The following is a 1,506-nucleotide window of genomic DNA, read 5'->3' as shown; positions in this document are numbered from 1 at the left end:
ACAAAAATGGATTGTCCCCTGTAGAATACAGGGAGCAATCCATGATTTTTTAAAACTTATAAAAATGTCTAACTTTTTTATTGCACTTCAATAAATCAAAAATTATCTAGGTTCTTTTTATATTATTTAATTTTCCGATCAAGTTTCTTAAATCTTTTAGATTATATTTCTAAAAGATTTTCATTCACATTATTTTTTTTTTATTTTCATATACCATAATCGGGCTTTTATTACATTTTCAAATATGTGAAAATGAATTTTTAAGAAATGAATTTTTAAGAAATGGATTTTTTCTATGATTAAAATAAATAACAATTTAACAAAAGCAGATTGGAAATATGTTTTTTTATTGTTGAAGAAAAATAACATTCTAAGCTCTTTTAATAAAAGAATCAGATTTTGCCAGTTTCTCTCTGTAATAAGTTTTTCCTTTATTATAATTATCTCTCTACTTGATGACCCTCATGAACTAACACTAGTAAAATTGATATATTCCATACAAGATCTATTGGCAATGATTTTTTGTATTTTCTTTTTAAAATTTTTAATGTGGAAAATATTTATTAATAAGAATGTTCAGATTTTAGCAAAAAAAGACCACACTATTTTTTTTGACAATGGAATCAATATTGATAAAAGATCAATAAATAATTCTTCCTATGGTAAATTTAAGTATATTATTGATTCTGATTATTTTTATATTCTGGTTCGTCCCATAAAAATAGAATATTCTCTTAAAAAAAGATCACAAACCGTTCTTCCAATTGTGCCCATAAAAAAGAATAAAAATACTTTAAATACACTTCCATCAACGGATTCCATATTCCAATTATTAGGTTATAAGATTCCTAACATTATAAAAGTCTAAATATTTTCCAGTTTATTATATACGTCGTTAAAAAAAGTGACATGGTAAATAGCCAACTATTTGAAGTGCCCTAAAATTGTTAGACATAATCTAACAATTTTAGGAGCACTTTTTTTATGACCAAATACTCTTCAGAATTCAAAGTTAAACTAGTAAATGAATACTTTGATGGACAAATTTCTATACTTGGATTATCAAAAAAATATGGAATGCCCAGTAAATCACCGATTTATTACTGGGTCCATGAAGCGGAGGCAAATGGACTTAATTATTTGATAACTAAAAAATCTCATAAAGACTATTCTCAAGATTTTAAATTATCCGTGATAGAATATTATAAATTACATAAGATCAGTCGCCTTGATACTGCAATTTATTTCAAAATATCACCTAGCCAGGTTAATTCATGGATATATAGATATAATCACTATGGTGTTATTGGATTAAGGCGTCGTCCCAGAGGGAGACGACCGTTAATGGCCAAGAAAAAGAAGAAACAAACACGTTTAAATTCCACAAAAGAAGAGAAATATTAACAAGAAATTCTCGATCTAAAAGCTAAACTACATGATGCCGAAATGGACCGTGATATTTTAAAAGCACTAAAGACCTTGCGAGAAAACGATCACAACTCGAAA

General features: G+C 26.7%; 2 protein-coding genes. Both read left to right on the top strand.

All coding sequences use genetic code 11. The annotated features are described in order from the left end of the window. Nucleotides 1–295 precede the first annotated feature (295 nt). Nucleotides 296–868 carry a hypothetical protein gene (locus ATN92_RS00185; protein ID WP_056954774.1) on the top strand — a complete coding sequence of 191 codons (573 nt, stop codon included), beginning with the start codon at nucleotides 296–298 and terminating at the stop codon, nucleotides 866–868. A 116-nt stretch (nucleotides 869–984) separates the two neighbouring features. Next, nucleotides 985–1,404 (top strand): helix-turn-helix domain-containing protein, encoded by a 420-nt coding sequence (locus ATN92_RS00180; protein ID WP_056954773.1) that lies wholly within the window; start codon nucleotides 985–987, stop codon nucleotides 1,402–1,404. The last annotated feature ends 102 nt before the right edge of the window (nucleotides 1,405–1,506 follow it).

The sequence above is a fragment of the Companilactobacillus bobalius genome (assembly GCF_009764355.1).
The sequence above is the reverse complement of the archived record's forward strand: the minus strand, read 5'-3'. Positions and strand labels throughout refer to the sequence as shown.